This window comes from Candidatus Limimorpha sp. (genome assembly GCF_056203535.1).
Genome location: NZ_JBADWU010000068.1, coordinates 1 through 15,072, shown reverse-complemented (window position 1 = coordinate 15,072; position 15,072 = coordinate 1). Strand labels below are relative to the sequence as shown.

Genomic DNA, 15,072 nt, shown 5'->3' with positions numbered 1-15,072 from the left:
CAGGTTCTCGCCCATCGGCTTGCGGTATGTAGTAGTTTTCTGCATGATTCCGTATGATTTCTACTGCAAAGGTACGATTTTCTACTGAAATATCAAACTAAATAACTAATTATTAGTAAGTTAATTTATAGAACAGCCCTATATGATAAAAGGGCGCGGCTTACAGCTCAATCTGGTTGCGATTACAACACCAGTTTGTTAGATGAATATTGGATTCTTCGCTCATTCCCGAAGGTGCTTGATGAATTTCAGGCAAAAGTGTCGAAATTGAGCAAGCAGAAACGAAAGCTCGATAAGGAAGAAACCGAGCGTCGCGCGATGGAAAAGGGAAAGAAAGAAGCTGTAAAGAATTTAATGAATGGTGCTGCTCCGTTGCCTTGGTATGTTCCGAATAAGGAAACCATGCAGGAAATGATAGATGAAGAGGTTTGTAAAGTATGCGGACGACCAGCCCCAAAAGATTCCGATGCGTATCATTTTATGGTTGATAAACTGAATGAATATCTGAGACATTTGGAAAAGGAAAACCAAGCAGATGAAGAAAAGCCGTTCTTCCCAAATTCTTATGTTGATGAGTTACATACACGGCAAATCAAGATGAGCGGTGAAATCGAATCGGAAATTTCGAATATTCACAATGAAATTTCTGATAGAATTGATTTTATCAACGCCCGAAAAAGCGATTTGGAAAAAGTGAAAAAGGAAATACAAGATGTTGAGGATGAACGGACACGTATCTTAGTGAATACGAATCTAACGGAAGATTTGATAGAAAAGGATTTCAATGATTTTAAGGGATATTTTGCGGCAAAGGGTAGGGCTGAAACCCGAATAGTTGAGTTGAATCAGAAACTGGCAGCGGCTGAGAGCCGTAAATCAGATATTCAGACAGAAATGTCGAAACTACAGCCTGCAAGTTCGATGACCCAAGCCTACCAGAATGTTCATATTGCACTTGAACGTATTATGAAAGCCTTCGAGCGGGCCAAAAACGAGAATGTCAATTCCTTTATCGGATTGCTTGAAAAAGAGGCTAATAATTATCTTGAGATGTTGAATGAGAATGATTTCTATGGTATCATCCGCATCATTAAGACTGTGAATGATTCGGCAAGAATCTGTCTGTTCAGCGAAAATGGGACGGAAATCACGAACCCTGGTGGCGCAATGCGGACGACAATGTATATGTCTGTCTTATTTGCTATTTCTAAGATCACGACTTTAAAACGCGAACAGGATTATCCTTTGATATTCGATGCACCGACATCATCTTTTGAAGATTACAAGGAAGATGTGTTTTACAATGTGATTGATAAAATTGACAAGCAATGCATTATTGTAACCAAAGATTTGTTGAAAACCGATGAGTTGACTGGCGAAAAGGTTCTCAATGATGAAAAAATCAATCAGTTGACATGCTCTGTCTATCGGATTTGCAAAGCTCCGAATTACAATGATAAAGATTTGTCAACCATTCAAACAATGATAACGCATATAAAATAAGACTATGGCAGCTGAGAAACTATATGATTTGTGGGCAAAGCGTAACCCGCAATGGGAAAAAAGATATGAGGATAACATCATCAAGATGTTTACCGATTACGGGAAAGGCTCTACTTCAATGCGAGAAGATAGAGGCAAATTGCTTGGCCCTGGTTATGAAATTTTTATCATCGCATTTTTCATAGGTCTGTATTATGATCAAAGACGACCTTTAGTTGAAGATGCGGCAATGCTGAAATCATTTGGTCACCCTATTCAATTTTGGGGAAATATTGATCCTGTAAAAGGACGAAAACAATATCCGAAATTGCGAGAGTATATTTTTACCGCTTTAGTGGCAAAAACAGATATGGATTTTATTGCATTGGATAAAGGCGAAATAACTGCTCGAAAGGCTGTTGATATGTTGATTCAGACCATGGAAGAATATGCTAATTTCGGATTCAACTTTATGGCAGATAAAATGGTGGATAATCCAAATTATTTCTTTTCCGAAACCGCATTCTTGGAAGTGTTCCTTGCATTTGATGCATCGACACCGAAGGAAGAAGATGAACCTGAATCATTGGATTAGGTAATGTGACATATTTGTTACTTTTTAGAATCAGCTATTCTATTTTTCTCCATACGGCACCTTATCCTCCGGCCACCTCACTCACAGTTCCGTGTTGCCTATAGTTCATCGAATCCACCACAATAATCTTCTCTCCCAGAACCGCCGAAATCTTGGCGAGGGTGGAGAGTGTGAAATTGTGCGTGCCGCTCAGCCAGCGCGAGACCGCAGCCTCGGAGGTCTGTGTCAGCTTGGCCAGTTCTTTCTGTGATATGCCTTTCTGCTTTAGCAGTGCATCAATCCGGTCGGCAATCTGAAATGTCAAGTCCACCTGAATTTTAATGGGTAATTATATACTTTTTGACCCATAGCGGTTCATCTTATCAACCTCCGTCAGGCAAGGACTTGCGTTAGCAAGGCCCCATTCGCTTGATTCGCCCGATTAACTACGTTGAATCTGCGATTTCGCGGTTCTTTCTCTACGTCTGGCAGGAAAGGACACTGCAATCCAATTAGTAACCACGATTGTTTTTTTCGACCGCGAATTATACGAATTAAGCGAATAAGGAATACGCGAGCGTATTCCATGACTTCGTCGAGGATTCTTTGATTTCCGCTCTGCGTCCAATGTTTGGGCCTAAATGTATATAGATGCCTTTTAATGTGTTCTGGTGTTTCGTCAATGACTTGGTGAAATAGTTGTTGCGTCTTGTTCATAGTTCCATAAATTTGTCAATGCCTGTAATGTCGGTGGCTGCTTATAGCTCATTAAAGCCGATTGGCTATTTTATGGAAATTCATGTTAATTCGTGGAAATTTGTGTTTATAAAAACGACATGTGCTAGAATTGTCTCAACTTATTATTTTATAGTTGTTTACTGCATCTTCTCTCCAAAGAGAATCGATAAGATGATGTAGGCAATCATGATGAATGGCAGCGCCACGAAACGGAAAATGGCGAAGCCGATGACTGCCAAGGCAATGAAGATGAAACGGACTTCGTTGCCTTTCCATTTCACGTTTTTCATCTTGAACGAGAAGAAACGCAGGTTGCACACCATCATAAAGGAGAAAATCAGCACAATGCCGATGCAGTAGCCCAAGCGCAGACTGCCGTCAGTGAGGTGACCGACTTGCGCCAAGGCCAAAGGCAATGAGGCCACGAAAATGGCCATACCTGGCGCTGGAATGCCACGGAATGAGGTCTTTTGCGTGTCGTCAATATTGAATTTTGCCAAGCGGATGGCGGAAAAGACAGGCAGCAAAAAGGCGATGAAAGGCAGAATGTCGAACGGGCCAACAGGAATGATGGGTTCGGTTATCGTTTTGAGCATCAGCCAGTACATGATGAAACCTGGTGCAACGCCAAAGGAGACTACGTCGGAAAGCGAGTCCAAGTCGCCGCCGATGGGGGAGTGGGCGTTCAGCAGCCGTGCTGCAAAGCCATCGAAGAAGTCGAAGATGCCGGCGACGAAAATCATGATGGCCGCCTTGACGGGCATACCGGCACCGAGAAACAGGATGGAAAGACAACCCGAAACCAGGTTGCAGCAAGTGATGCTATTCGGAATGTGTTGTTTTATACTCATGGTGATTCGTGTTTAGTTTTGGCAAAAGTAGATTATTTTTCGTTATGTCGGCAACAAAATTGCATTCTGTGTTATATCTTTGCGGCAATTTATTTTAATGCGATGAAAATTCTAATAATCAACGGGCCTAATCTTAATTTGCTTGGGAAAAGAGAACCTGAAATCTATGGGAACACTCCTTTTGAAACCTATCTTGAGCATCTCAAGCAACGTTTCCCACAGCACGAAATCGATTATTTCCAGACAAACCACGAGGGTTTCATCATTGATAAATTGCAGGAAGCCGATGCCTTTTACGATGCGGTTGTCATGAATCCGGGAGCTTACGCCCATACTTCCATTGCCATCGCCGACTGCATCCGTGCCATCAGTGTTATGGTGGTGGAGGTTCACATTTCCGACATCAGCAAACGCGAACCTTATCGCCGCCATTCCTTTACGGCTGAGGTTAGCAGCAATTGCTTTTCGGGATTCGGCATGGAAAGCTACGATAAAGCGATTGAATGGTTGGAAGCTTTTTAGGAAACAAGAGTAGGTAAGGATTTTTGATTTGGATTTCGAGACTGTGGAATTTCGAGAAGCCTCGCATTCACTCGTCCCCGCGACTTTGATGTCTCGTTTTCAGCATGTAAGTAACACTAAAGAAATAAGTTGTAACACATATAAACATTAGCAATTGTTTTCTTGAAGAACGCAAATTGCCACAAATTCTCAATAAATTTATTAGAATTTAGCTGATATACAACTAATTACAATTTATAATTCATTTACGAAAATTTGCGTTTAGCGAAGCATAAAAAACAGCTATTATCGTTACAGGTTATTTTTAATTCTCACTAAACTGAATTTGCTCGCCTACTTATTCTAATGAATTGATCAATTCTAAACTTGATAATTTTAACTGCGGATTCGAACACATTTTTAAATCTTTTGTTTTGTAAGAAAAGATTGCTATCTTTGCACCCAAATATATTTATGCAAAGGCATAATTTTGAAAAAATAAAGTAAGTAAGATATAATCAAAGAGTTATGCAAAATAAATTGCAAGAATTGACCGACAAGCTCTACAACGAAGGTTTGTCGAAGGGAAAACAGGATGGCGAGGAACTGCTGCAAAAGGCTAAGGCCGAATCGGAAAGCATCATCGCACAGGCCAAGGCTGAAGCCGAGCGCATTGTGGCTCAGGCGCAGAAAGAGGCCGAGGAACTGAAAACCAAGGTTGCTGCCGATGTGAAGATGGCCGCCGTGCAGAGCATCAGCGTCACCAAGCAGGAAATGGAAAAGATGGTCGTCGCCAAGATGACCAATAAGGCCGTCGCGCAAAATCTCGATAATGTGGAGTTCGTCAAGGAAATGATGAAAGCCATCGTGAGCGCCTTCAACGCCAACAGCGCTTCGCCTGTGGCTTTGGACATCATCATGCCGGAAGCCTTGAAGGGCAAGGTCGAGGATTTCGTCAGCAAGGAAATCGGCCAGCAGTTTGCCGCTCCGGTCAACGTGAGCTTCTCAAAGAAAATGAACGGCGGCTTCAAGGTGGCGCCAAAGGGCAGTGGCTATGTGCTGCAATTCACCGATGAAGAGTTCCAGAACCTCATCGCCAATTACCTCCGTCCGGCAACTAAGAAAATCCTCTTCGGATAATGAATAACTATGTCTATATAGTGGCGGGATTGCCCGAACTTGTCGTCAGTTACGATGGCTCCAATTTCGACTATGCCGAAGTCAAGGCTCAGATTTTGGAGTTGCTGTCGGACTCGGACCAGCAGTTGGTGGCATTGCTCGAAGAAGGCTTTGATGAAAACACGCTTGGCTCCGAGTTCTATGAAAAGGCGGCAAAAAGCAAGAATGAGTTCATCCGCTCCTATTTCGATTTCGATGCACGCCTGCGCAACATGAAGGTATACTACCTCGCCAAGCGTCTCGGCAAGAACGGCGACGACTATCAGGTGGAACTGGCCGAAGCCGATTTCGAGGAAGAGGCACAGATTCGGGCTATCCTCGAAAACACCGATTTCGTGGCACGCGAACAGCAGATGGACGAACTGAAATGGGAAAAGGCGAGCGACATTGCCCGCTTGGATTATTTCAACATGAACACCATTCTCGCTTTCCTCGTCAAGGCTAAAGCAGTGCAGCGTTGGGCCGAACTCGATCTGAAGAAGGGCGAGGAAATGTTCCAGAAACTCGTCTCGGAAGTCAGAGGAACATTTGAAGGGGTTAAGTACGACGAAACGAAATAATGAGGTACTACGAAGGGATATCGGCGAATTTGGTTTTGGACTTGCGCAGGCGCAAGTTTTCCTTGGAACCACGAATTACACGAATTTACACGAAGGGTTGCTTCGCAACTGTTTGCAAATGAGATAAACAAACGAATAGAAAATGCTATACGCAGAGGAGGCATATAATATAATTGGGGCAGCGATGGAAGTCCATAGGATGCTGGGTCCTGGCTTTTTGGAAGCTGTGTATCATGAGGCTCTTGAAGTAGAGATGCGTATAAGAGGCATCCCTTTTGAAACGAAGGTGGCTTTGCCGATTCAATATAAGGATGTGGTGCTGAAGAAGTGTTACGAGGCTGATTTGTATTGCTATGACAAGATTATCGTGGAGTTGAAAGCAGTTTCGGAGGTCACGTCTGAACATGAAGCTCAAATTCTTAATTATCTGAAAGCAACAGGTTGTGAATTGGGTTTGTTGATAAACTTCGGAAGTAAGGAATTGTACAGGAAACGTTATTTGAATACAAAATGAACTGTTTAAAACCACGGATGTACACAATGAAACCACGAAAGACACGAATTTACACGGATGTCTGTTTCGTGGCATTTCGTGATGATTCCTGGTTCCAAGAGAAGGATTTGCGGAAGCAAATTGGACTTGCGCTCGCGCAAGTTATCTTAGAAACCATGAAAGACACGAATTTGCACGAATATATGGATGTCCAAAGTTTGAAGGAAACGCAGGCAGGTTTTTCAAACTGTTTCGTGGCATTTCATGATAATTCGTGGTTCCAAGAAAATAATTTGCGGAAGCAAATTGGACTTGCGCTCGCGCAAGTTATCCTAGAAACCACGAAAGACACGAATTTGCACGACTATATGGATGTCCAGAGTTTGAAGGAAACGCAGACGGATTTTTCAAACTGTTTCGTGGGATTTCGTGATAATTCGTGGTTTCAGGAAAAGGATTTGTGGAAGCAAATCATAAACTAAGAAAATATAATTAGATGTTTTAAAAATATGAAAACAACAGGTAAAGTTACAGGTATCATTGCCAACTTGGTCACCGTTCAGGTGGATGGCCCTGTCGCTCAGAATGAAATCTGCTTCATCGACCTTGACGGTGTCAAGCTGATGGCAGAAGTCATTAAGGTGAACGGCAACAAGGCCTCCGTGCAGGTGTATGAAAGCACCCGCGGCCTGAAAATCGGCAACCCGGTGGAATTTCAGGGTTACATGCTTGAAGTGACCTTGGGACCTGGTTTGCTATCAAGCAATTTCGACGGCTTGCAGAACAATCTGGCCACCATGACGGATGTGTTCCTCAAGAGAGGCGAATACACCAAGCCGCTCGATGAAAATAAGAAATGGGATTTCACTCCGCTTGCCAAGGCTGGTCAGCAGGTCGTGGCCGCCGACTGGTTGGGCGAGGTGAAGGAAGGCTGGCTGCCTCACAAAATCATGGTGCCGTTCTCGTTTGAAGGGACCTACACCGTGAAATCGGTGGCTGCCGCCGGACAATACAAGATTACCGATACCATAGCCGTCCTCACCAATGCCGAGGGCGAAGAGGTAAAGGTCACGATGATGCAGAAATGGCCTGTCAAGGTGGCCGTGGGCGGTTACGTCGAAAAGCCGCGTCCGTTCAAGGTCATGGAGACCGGCGTGCGTTGCATCGACACCTTGAACCCGATTGCCGAAGGCGGCACGGGCTTCATTCCTGGTCCTTTCGGCTGTGGCAAGACCGTCTTGCAGCACGCTTTGGCCGAACAGGCCGATGCCGATGTCATCATCATGGCGGCTTGCGGTGAACGTGCTAACGAGGTCGTGGAAATCTTCACCGAGTTCCCTGAACTGAAAGACAAGCACACGGGCCGTAGCCTGATGGAACGTACCATCATCATTTGCAACACATCCAACATGCCTGTCGCCGCCCGTGAGGCTTCCGTCTACACGGCCATGACCTTGGGCGAATATTACCGCGCCATGGGCATGAAGGTGCTGCTGCTGGCTGACTCCACTTCGCGCTGGGCTCAGGCTTTGCGTGAAATGAGTAACCGTTTGGAAGAATTGCCGGGTCAGGATGGTTTCCCAGTCGACTTGTCGGCTATCATTTCTTCCTTCTACGCCCGCGCCGGTTATGTGAAATTGAATAACGGCGCCACGGGTTCCATTACCTTCATCGGTACGGTTTCGCCTGCTGGCGGTAACCTGAAGGAGCCTGTCACCGAATCGACAAAGAAGGCAGCACGTTGCTTCTACGGCCTCTCGCAGAACCGCGCCGATAAGAAGCGTTATCCCGCTGTTGACCCTGTCGATTCCTATTCGAAATATCTTGAATATCCTGAAATCATCGCCTATTTGGATGAAAAAATCGAAAAAGGCTGGGTTGACAAGGTGACCAAGATGAAATATATCATCCGCAGAGGTAAGGACGCTTACGAACAAATCAACATTCTGGGTGATGATGGCGTGCCGATGTCGTATCACGAGCAGTATTGGAAGTCGGAATTGCTTGACTTCGTCATTTTGCAGCAGGATGCTTTCGATGAAATCGATGCTTCGACGCCTCTCGACCGTCAGAAATTCATGCTCGACCTGCTCCTCGATGTCTGCGACCGCTCGTTCAAGTTCGACAACTTTGAAGAATGTACAACCTACTTCAAGGAGTTGATTAACATTTGCAAGCAGATGAACTATTCGGAGTATCAGTCGGAACAATTCAATAAATATCTCAATCAGTTTAAGGAGGAATTGAAACATGAGTGAGAAAGCATTTCAACGCATTTATACCCATTTGACTGCCATCACCAAAGCGACCGTTTCACTGGATGCCGAGGGCGTTTCGAACGATGAACTGGCTCTCGTGGCTGGCCGTCTGGCTCAGGTGGTGAAAATCAAGGATAAGAACGTTACCTTGCAGGTGTTCGGCGGAACGGAAGACATCCCGACCGATGCCGAGGTGACTTTCTTCGGCGAACCTCCAACACTGAATGTGAGTGAGGATTTGGCAGGTCGTTTCTTCAATGCCTACGGCGAACCTATCGACGGCGGTCCGGCTGTCGAAGGCGAAAAGCGCCAGATAGGCGGCCCTTCGGTCAACCCGTACAAGAGAAGACAGCCTTCGCAACTGATTCCGACAGGTATTGCTGGCATCGACCTGAACAACACTTTGGTCTCCGGCCAGAAGATTCCTTTCTTCGCCGACCCAGACCAGCCTTACAACCAGGTGATGAGCATGGTGGCCTTGCGTGCCGATGTCGATAAGATTATCCTCGGCGGCATGGGCTTGACCAACGACGACTACCTGTATTTCAAGAACCAGTTTGAAAGCGCAGGTGCCTTGCATAAGATTATTTCTTTCGTCACCACCACCGACCAACCGCCTGTCGAGCGTCTGCTGATTCCTGACATGGCTTTGACGGCTGCCGAATATTTCGCTGTTGACAAGAACGAAAAGGTTTTGGTTTTGTTGACCGATATGACCCTTTATGCCGATGCTCTGAGTATCGTGAGCAACCGTATGGACCAGATTCCTTCGAAGGACTCCATGCCTGGCTCGCTTTATTCCGATTTGGCAAAGATTTACGAAAAAGCCGTGCAGCTGCCTGACGGCGGTTCCATCACCATTATCGCCGTGACTACTTTGAACGATGGCGATATTACCCACGCTATCCCTGATAACACGGGTTATATCACTGAAGGTCAGCTGTTTCTGCGTGCCGATGCCGATTCGGGCAAGGTCATCGTCGACCCGTTCCGCTCGCTGTCGCGTCTGAAGCAGTTGGTGCAGAACAAGAAGACCCGCGAAGACCACAGTGCCGTGATGAACACCTCAGTCCGTCTGTATGCCGATGCTGCCAACGCCAAGACGAAGCTGGAAAACGGTTTCGACCTGAGCGACTACGACTTGCGTTGCCTCGACTATGCCAAGGAATATGCTACCCGATTGCTTGCCATCGACGTCAACATTCCTATCAATGAAATGCTCGACACCGCTTGGGAACTCTTCGGCAAGTATTTCACCAAGGCAGAGACCGGATTGAAGGAAAAACTGATTGAAAAATACTGGAAAAACTAATGATAAAACTTCAAGTATCATGGACTCCAATTCAATAGCAATATGTCTTTTGTTTCTTGCAATATGCATTTGCGCTTTTTGTTCTAGTAGAGCGGAAAAAAAGCTGATGAAGGAACTAAAAGATTTGAAAAATGAACTTGAAGATATTAAGAAGGAACTTGAAAATAATAAATGTTCTAAGTTATAATCATGGCCATTAAATTTCAATATAACAAGACTTCGCTGAACGAGCTGAACAAGCAGCTGAAGACTCGCGTGCGTGCCCTCCCGACCTTGAAGAGCAAGGAGTCGGCATTGCGTGTGGAGGTCAAGAAGGCAAAGCAGCGTTCGGAGAGCCTTGTCGCCCAGTTAGAGGCCGAACTCAAATCATACGAGTATATGGCCAGGCTTTGGAATGAATTTGAGCCAGGTTTGATTTCCGTGACAGATGTGAAGCTGAAAACCGTAAAGATTGCCGGTGTGCCTACGCCCGCTTTGGAAGAGGTGCTCTTCGATGTGAAGGACATCAACCTTTTCACCAAGCCGATGTGGTATGCCGATGGTGTGCAAATCTTGAAGAACCTTGCCCAGTTGGGCATCGAGAGTGAGGTCTACACCGAAGTGAGCCGAATCCTTGACTATCAGAGGAAAAAGACCACGCAAAAGGTGAATCTTTACGAAAAAGTGCAGATACCTGGCTATAACGAAGCCATACGTAAGATTAAGCGATATATGGAAGACGAGGAGAACCTCTCCAAGGCTTCGCAGAAAATCGTGAAGAACAAACACATAATGGAAGAAGAGGAGGCAGAGAATGGTAACTGAAATGTTGAAATATGATTTCATTCTCCTGAGCGGCGACATGGAAGGTTTCTTGAAGAAACTGCAAGGTCTGGGCGTTGTCGACATTACGCGCTCGACCAAGCCGATTGACGAGAACTCGGAGAATCTGTCAGCCCGCGCCGATGTGCTGCGCAGGTCACTGACGGCATTGAAAGAGATTGTTCCCGCCCAAAAAGCCGGTGCAAAATCGAAAGACGCAGCTGCCGAAATCCTGAGCCTGAAAACGGAAAAGGAGACGCTGCAGGCTGGCATCCCTCAACTTCTGAAAGAAATCGAGGATAGGAAACAATGGGGCTTGTTCGACAAGAGCAGCCTCGAGAAACTGTCGGAACGCGGCTTGAAGCTGCATTTCTACAAGACCAAGACCTCGGCCATCAATCCCGAATGGCAGCAGCAATATGCCATGAGTGAGATTTCGACCGACGGCACTTATACCAGTTTCGTGGTGGTTTCCGATTCTGATGATTTTGATTTCCCGCTGAAAGAAATCCCTGCTCCTGAAAGCGATTATGCCGCATTGGAGAAACAAGTCGAAGAACTGAGAAAATCCATTGCCGAAAAGGAACAGCGTCTTTCGGAACTGAAATGCCTTGAACCCGAAATCAATGCCGAATTGGAAAAGACCATTGCCAATCTGGACTTGCATTTGGCCAATGTTTCGGGAACGAAAGCGGCTGAAGACTACATCACGGTGTTCGAGGGCTTTGCTCCTGCTGAAAACGAAGCAAGTCTGCGCACTGTTCTTGATGAAGAAAATGCCATTTATTTGGTCGACAAGGCAAAAGAAGACGACAATCCACCTATCAAGTTGAAAAACAATAGGTTCGTTTCGTTGTTTGAGATGCTTACCGATATGTACGGACGTCCGAAATACAACGAATTTGACCCTACTTTCTGGATTTCCATTTTCTTCATGCTGTTTTTCGCTTTCTGCATGGGCGATGCAGGTTACGGTCTCATTTTGATTGGAGCCAGTTTCGCCTTGAAGAAAAAACTGCCGAAGATTGCCTCTTTGGGTCTCGTTTTGGGCATTGCCACGACGGTTGTGGGCTTCATTTTCCACACCTTCTTTTCCATGGATTTGATGACTTGGAGCTGCATCCCCGACGGCTTGAAGAAAATCATGCTGCCATCGACCATCATGGGCTTCGACGGTGCTATGGTGCTTGCCATTATCGTGGGCGTCATTCACCTTTGCCTTGCCATGATCATCAAGGTTTGGCAAGCCACCAAGCACAATGGTTTTGCCAATTCATTGGGAACCTGGGGCTGGACCCTGCTCATTGTCGGCGGTGTCATTGTCGGGGCTTTGGCCTTGATTGGCGTGCTCGACTCGGCTGTCACCAAATGGATTATCATTGTTTTGGGCGTGCTGTCGGCATTGGGAATTTTCTTCCTCAACGACTTGCACCGCAATCCTTTGCTCAATTTTGGCTCCGGCCTTTGGGAAACCTACAATACGGCTACGGGTCTGTTGGGCGATGTGCTCAGTTACCTCCGTCTTTATGCCCTTGGCTTGGCAGGTGCCAAGTTGGGCGAAGCCTTCAATGCCATCGGCTTGCAGGCTTTGGGCGACGGCGGTGCGGGCTGGATTGCCTTCATCCTCATCGTGGTGATTGGCCATGTGCTGAATGTCGCCATGTGCGTTTTGGGTGCTTTCGTGCATCCTTTGCGACTCAATTTCCTTGAGTTTTTCAAAAATTCCGGTTACGAGGGCACCGGACGTAAGTATAACCCTCTCACTGAAAACATTAACAATTAAAAATAGTATTTATCATGTTAGAAGTAATTTTAGGTTATCTTGGCTTGGGCTTAGTGTTGGCCTTAGCAGGAATTGGAAGTTCAATCGGCACTACCACGGCTGGTAATGCTGCAGAAGGCGGACTGAAAAAGAGACCGGAAGCATCGGGCAATTTCATGGTGCTTTCAGCTCTGCCGGCTACGCAGGGTATTTATGGTTTCGTGGCTTTCTTCATGTTGCTGAGCAAGCTGAAGGCTGACCCAACACAAGGACTCGTCATCTTTGGCGTTGGTCTTTGCGTCGGTCTGGTCTGCATGATTTCCGCCATCCGTCAGGGACAGGTTTGCGCTAACGGTATCGTCGGCGTCAGCCAGGGCCACGATGTGTTCACCAACACCCTTATCTATGCCGCTCTTCCTGAATTCTACGCAATTCTGGGTCTTGTCGGCGCACTGATGGTGTAATCGGACAAATCAATTTGGAATGAAACAAGGCGACTCGTTTGAGCCGCCTTTGTTATTTTTTTGGGAAGTAATTCTTATTTGAGATAAAAATGTTTATTTTTGCAATCTTGAAAAGAAAGAAATGGAACAGCTTGCTTTCATAAAACTCTTCATGTTGGTGTCTATTCCGACTGACATTAACGACAATCGCAGGCATGTTCATGTGTTCTATAGGAATGGCCGTCACCAACATTCTGTTGCGAAGATTTGGATTGAAAAAAATGGAGAAAGATGTGTTGAAATTGCTGAATCTGAATTGACTCAAAAGGAAAACAAGATGTTAACTCAGGCTATTTCAAATAATTGGGATTATATAAATGAGCAAATCAGTCGTTGCTATAAAGGAGAAAAGACTACAGTAAGAAATATAGAGTAGATATGTGCAAGATAAAGGATACAAATGTTGGAATTAAAAGCCTCAATTTCAGTGAACATCGAGGAAAGCTTTGCGCTGTGTTGACTGATGGGCGGATTATCATTGTGCCCATTAGCTTTTTTCCTGATATTCAGAAACTTTCAGTGAAGGAACGCGAAGACTGGATGATTCTTGACGAGCAGTTCTTTACTTTCCATAATCTTAGCAGGGTTTATGCTGTTACGGATTTGATGCGGCTTTGAATCTATTTGGTTTTGTCGGCGCACTGATGGTGTAATTGAACTGACACAAATTGAAAATGAAACAAGGCGGCTCGGTTGGGTTGCCTTGTTTCGTTTTTGCATGTTTGAGATAAAAATGTTTATATTTGCGGTCGGAAAATTTATAAAGAATTGCTGGTATCTGCTAAACTATAGCGGACAGCCAAGTTTTCATTTCATCTTTGTCCGTCTTCTAACTGCGCCACTAATAAGGGTGAGATTTCTGAGATGCCGAAATCTTGAGCAACTTTTTGTTGCTTAGGAAATTAAAAAATAATATAGTGATACAAAATTTAGGTTAGTTTTGTTTGCTCAAAAGAATAAATCCATACATTTGCCAAAAATTCATTTATATGGCTACAGATTCCAACAACTCAAGACCACGGACAAGACGAAGCGGAAAACACCATAGAAACGGGAACATGAAGATTACCATAGAATCTAACAAGACTTTGCTTGATATTCTGGATGATAAAAGGAAAGTTTTGAAACTGTTGATAATCATTATCGTGTTAGCTATGACAATTTTCATTGGACTATCCTTTGTCACCGTTTCCATCAAATCGGTATATCCATACAACTCCATCAGGGTTAATGCCTTTGGCACGACAACCATGCAGGACGAGGACAGAGAGATACACTACTGGCTATTCAACACGGCTGAGCTTTGGGCTAATTCTGGTATTTATGTCGAAAAAGGCGATAAACTGACAATCAGATCGTCGGGAAAATACAATACTGCCATACATCACATGGTAAACTCAGCAGACTCCAACAAAATTAACTCTGATTGGATAGGGCCAGATGGACATGAAAAGGATAGTGATAGGGGTAAATTGAGAGCAGAATTCAGAATTAAGCAGGATCAACCTGTTGATGCGATTATCATGCTATCGATCCCCATCGACTCTATCCAAAAATACAAAAACGGAACTGAATATTTTCGTAAACATTACGACAAAATCAAGGATGACATTTTTTTTATCGGCAAGGAATGCGTTGATTTGCAGATGCGTGAAAGTGGATATCTTCATTTTGCTGTTAACGATATTTTTTTGAGCAAAGATGTTATTAAAAAGATGAGAGAAAGAAACGACAGTTTGATTAAAGACGCAATCGAGAGACAGGTGATGGATGCTTTACAGAAAGAAATTGATTGTTATGAATGCAAAAATGGCAGTGTACCGGACAAGCAGAAAATTAATACTTTGTTAAAGAAAATTAATTCGATTGAATCCACAAACGGAAGGCAGGTGACAAAACAGAAGGTTGATGCTTTGCTCTAAGTACATGACAAAATTTGAAAGATGTCGAATTTAGGTATATGATTAGGGTTCATTATGCACTCGGCGATGTAGTCCAGGCCGTACTTGAAGAATGACACGGCCTTTCTCCCGTTCTTGAGTATTCTGATTTTCTTGA

Annotated in this window: 17 protein-coding genes; 15 read left to right on the top strand and 2 right to left on the bottom strand. The window is 44.8% G+C overall.

Going from position 1 to position 15,072, the window contains the following annotated elements:
* Window positions 1–195 precede the first annotated feature (195 nt).
* Together AC06MN_RS08150 and AC06MN_RS08145 are read left to right on the top strand one after the other, a co-directional pair.
* Window positions 196–1,503 carry a hypothetical protein gene (locus AC06MN_RS08150; RefSeq protein ID WP_475671869.1) on the top strand — a complete coding sequence of 436 codons (1,308 nt, stop codon included), beginning with the start codon at window positions 196–198 and terminating at the stop codon, window positions 1,501–1,503.
* A gap of 4 nt (window positions 1,504–1,507) precedes the next feature.
* Window positions 1,508–2,077 (top strand): glycoside hydrolase family 15, encoded by a 570-nt coding sequence (locus AC06MN_RS08145; protein WP_475671868.1) that lies wholly within the window; start codon window positions 1,508–1,510, stop codon window positions 2,075–2,077.
* Between the two features lie 61 nt (window positions 2,078–2,138).
* On the opposite strand, the gene AC06MN_RS08140 is transcribed toward AC06MN_RS08145, so the two are convergent.
* Window positions 2,139–2,387 (bottom strand): helix-turn-helix domain-containing protein, encoded by a 249-nt coding sequence (locus tag AC06MN_RS08140; RefSeq protein ID WP_475671867.1) that lies wholly within the window; start codon window positions 2,385–2,387, stop codon window positions 2,139–2,141.
* A gap of 544 nt (window positions 2,388–2,931) precedes the next feature.
* Window positions 2,932–3,645 (bottom strand): CDP-alcohol phosphatidyltransferase family protein, encoded by a 714-nt coding sequence (locus AC06MN_RS08135; RefSeq protein ID WP_475671866.1) that lies wholly within the window; start codon window positions 3,643–3,645, stop codon window positions 2,932–2,934.
* A 102-nt stretch (window positions 3,646–3,747) separates the two neighbouring features.
* Between AC06MN_RS08135 and AC06MN_RS08130 the strand changes: the two genes are divergently transcribed.
* The 13 genes from AC06MN_RS08130 to AC06MN_RS08070 all read left to right on the top strand — a co-directional run bounded on the left by AC06MN_RS08130 (window position 3,748) and on the right by AC06MN_RS08070 (window position 14,936).
* On the top strand, window positions 3,748–4,167 hold the full coding sequence (locus tag AC06MN_RS08130) for a type II 3-dehydroquinate dehydratase (protein ID WP_475671865.1): 420 nt from the start codon (window positions 3,748–3,750) through the stop codon (window positions 4,165–4,167).
* Between the two features lie 507 nt (window positions 4,168–4,674).
* On the top strand, window positions 4,675–5,286 hold the full coding sequence (locus AC06MN_RS08125) for a hypothetical protein (protein ID WP_475671864.1): 612 nt from the start codon (window positions 4,675–4,677) through the stop codon (window positions 5,284–5,286).
* Window positions 5,286–5,885: a DUF2764 family protein gene (locus AC06MN_RS08120; RefSeq protein ID WP_475671863.1), complete on the top strand. Its 600-nt coding sequence runs from the start codon at window positions 5,286–5,288 to the stop codon at window positions 5,883–5,885. Before AC06MN_RS08125 ends, AC06MN_RS08120 begins: the two co-directional genes overlap by 1 nt.
* 142 nt (window positions 5,886–6,027) lie before the next feature.
* A complete protein-coding gene (locus AC06MN_RS08115; RefSeq protein ID WP_475671862.1) occupies window positions 6,028–6,399 on the top strand; it encodes a GxxExxY protein in 372 nt (123 codons plus the stop codon).
* Between the two features lie 17 nt (window positions 6,400–6,416).
* Window positions 6,417–6,860 carry a hypothetical protein gene (locus tag AC06MN_RS08110; protein ID WP_475671861.1) on the top strand — a complete coding sequence of 148 codons (444 nt, stop codon included), beginning with the start codon at window positions 6,417–6,419 and terminating at the stop codon, window positions 6,858–6,860.
* Between the two features lie 27 nt (window positions 6,861–6,887).
* Window positions 6,888–8,636, top strand: coding sequence for a V-type ATP synthase subunit A (locus AC06MN_RS08105; protein WP_475671860.1), 1,749 nt, complete (start codon window positions 6,888–6,890; stop codon window positions 8,634–8,636).
* Window positions 8,629–9,948: a V-type ATP synthase subunit B gene (locus tag AC06MN_RS08100; protein WP_475671859.1), complete on the top strand. Its 1,320-nt coding sequence runs from the start codon at window positions 8,629–8,631 to the stop codon at window positions 9,946–9,948. Before AC06MN_RS08105 ends, AC06MN_RS08100 begins: the two co-directional genes overlap by 8 nt.
* Before the next feature lie 189 nt (window positions 9,949–10,137).
* Complete coding sequence (locus AC06MN_RS08095) at window positions 10,138–10,752, top strand: V-type ATP synthase subunit D (protein ID WP_475671858.1); 615 nt, start codon at window positions 10,138–10,140, stop codon at window positions 10,750–10,752.
* 1 nt (window position 10,753) lies between these two features.
* Window positions 10,754–12,532, top strand: coding sequence for a V-type ATP synthase subunit I (locus tag AC06MN_RS08090; protein ID WP_475671857.1), 1,779 nt, complete (start codon window positions 10,754–10,756; stop codon window positions 12,530–12,532).
* A gap of 14 nt (window positions 12,533–12,546) precedes the next feature.
* Entirely contained in the window at window positions 12,547–12,975 is a 429-nt protein-coding gene (locus tag AC06MN_RS08085; RefSeq protein WP_475671856.1) for an ATPase, read from the top strand.
* 121 nt (window positions 12,976–13,096) lie between these two features.
* Window positions 13,097–13,390 carry a DUF4160 domain-containing protein gene (locus AC06MN_RS08080; protein ID WP_475671855.1) on the top strand — a complete coding sequence of 98 codons (294 nt, stop codon included), beginning with the start codon at window positions 13,097–13,099 and terminating at the stop codon, window positions 13,388–13,390.
* Between the two features lie 2 nt (window positions 13,391–13,392).
* The gene (locus AC06MN_RS08075; RefSeq protein WP_475671854.1) at window positions 13,393–13,632 is read left to right on the top strand and encodes a hypothetical protein; all 240 of its coding nucleotides are present in this window, start codon (window positions 13,393–13,395) and stop codon (window positions 13,630–13,632) included.
* A 371-nt stretch (window positions 13,633–14,003) separates the two neighbouring features.
* Entirely contained in the window at window positions 14,004–14,936 is a 933-nt protein-coding gene (locus AC06MN_RS08070; RefSeq protein WP_475671853.1) for a hypothetical protein, read from the top strand.
* The last annotated feature ends 136 nt before the right edge of the window (window positions 14,937–15,072 follow it).

Excerpts from the sequence above, each read along its gene's own strand:
- AC06MN_RS08145 (WP_475671868.1), top strand. The coding sequence starts at position 1,508 with ATGGCAGCTGAGAAACTATATGATTTGTGGGCAAAGCGTAACCCGCAA.
- AC06MN_RS08135 (WP_475671866.1), bottom strand. The coding sequence starts at position 3,645 with ATGAGTATAAAACAACACATTCCGAATAGCATCACTTGCTGCAACCTG.
- AC06MN_RS08130 (WP_475671865.1), top strand. The coding sequence starts at position 3,748 with ATGAAAATTCTAATAATCAACGGGCCTAATCTTAATTTGCTTGGGAAA.
- AC06MN_RS08125 (WP_475671864.1), top strand. The coding sequence starts at position 4,675 with ATGCAAAATAAATTGCAAGAATTGACCGACAAGCTCTACAACGAAGGT.
- AC06MN_RS08120 (WP_475671863.1), top strand. The coding sequence starts at position 5,286 with ATGAATAACTATGTCTATATAGTGGCGGGATTGCCCGAACTTGTCGTC.
- AC06MN_RS08115 (WP_475671862.1), top strand. The coding sequence starts at position 6,028 with ATGCTATACGCAGAGGAGGCATATAATATAATTGGGGCAGCGATGGAA.
- AC06MN_RS08110 (WP_475671861.1), top strand. The coding sequence starts at position 6,417 with ATGTACACAATGAAACCACGAAAGACACGAATTTACACGGATGTCTGT.
- AC06MN_RS08105 (WP_475671860.1), top strand. The coding sequence starts at position 6,888 with ATGAAAACAACAGGTAAAGTTACAGGTATCATTGCCAACTTGGTCACC.
- AC06MN_RS08100 (WP_475671859.1), top strand. The coding sequence starts at position 8,629 with ATGAGTGAGAAAGCATTTCAACGCATTTATACCCATTTGACTGCCATC.
- AC06MN_RS08095 (WP_475671858.1), top strand. The coding sequence starts at position 10,138 with ATGGCCATTAAATTTCAATATAACAAGACTTCGCTGAACGAGCTGAAC.
- AC06MN_RS08090 (WP_475671857.1), top strand. The coding sequence starts at position 10,754 with ATGTTGAAATATGATTTCATTCTCCTGAGCGGCGACATGGAAGGTTTC.
- AC06MN_RS08085 (WP_475671856.1), top strand. The coding sequence starts at position 12,547 with ATGTTAGAAGTAATTTTAGGTTATCTTGGCTTGGGCTTAGTGTTGGCC.
- AC06MN_RS08080 (WP_475671855.1), top strand. The coding sequence starts at position 13,097 with ATGGAACAGCTTGCTTTCATAAAACTCTTCATGTTGGTGTCTATTCCG.
- AC06MN_RS08075 (WP_475671854.1), top strand. The coding sequence starts at position 13,393 with ATGTGCAAGATAAAGGATACAAATGTTGGAATTAAAAGCCTCAATTTC.
- AC06MN_RS08070 (WP_475671853.1), top strand. The coding sequence starts at position 14,004 with ATGGCTACAGATTCCAACAACTCAAGACCACGGACAAGACGAAGCGGA.